The following is a 472-nucleotide window of genomic DNA, read 5'->3' as shown; positions in this document are numbered from 1 at the left end:
CCCTGATAGCTGAAGCCTTCGCTCTTGAGCATGGCCAACGCCGGTTCGGTGTCCGGGTGCACCTGGCCGATGACGTTGCGCGCGTCCGGCGAGAGGAAGCAGGTGTACAGCGGGAATTTCGGCATCAGTTCGGCGATGAACGCCTTGTTGCCGACGCCGGTCAGGTAATCGGCCTGGCTGAATTCCATCTTGAAGAAATGGCGGCCGAGGCTTTCCCAGAACGGCGAGCGCCCGGCGTCATCGGACACGCCACGCATTTCGGCGATGATCTTGTTACCGAACAGCTCCGGGAACTCAGCGATGAACAGCATGCGCGCCTTGGACAGCATCCGGCCGTTCAGGCCGTTGCGGTAATCGGCGTGCAGGAACAGCGAGCACAGCTCGGAATTGCCGGTCAGGTCGTTGGCCAGAAACAGCGTCGGGATTTCGCGGTAGATGTTCAGCTCTTGCGAAGCGCTGACCGTCAGACCGA

Annotated in this window: 1 protein-coding gene; it reads right to left on the bottom strand. The window is 61.2% G+C overall.

Annotated elements, in window-relative coordinates; genetic code table 11:
* Positions 1-472, bottom strand: a 472-nt coding sequence (locus AAEY83_RS12850) for an arginine N-succinyltransferase (protein ID WP_351059285.1), incomplete at both ends; no start/stop codon positions are given.

Origin of the sequence: Psychrobacter sp. TB20-MNA-CIBAN-0197, from assembly GCF_040309765.1 — a bacterium.
In the GTDB taxonomy this organism is placed as follows: Bacteria; Pseudomonadota; Gammaproteobacteria; order Pseudomonadales; family Moraxellaceae; genus Psychrobacter; species Psychrobacter submarinus.
The sequence above is the reverse complement of the archived record's forward strand: the minus strand, read 5'-3'. Positions and strand labels throughout refer to the sequence as shown.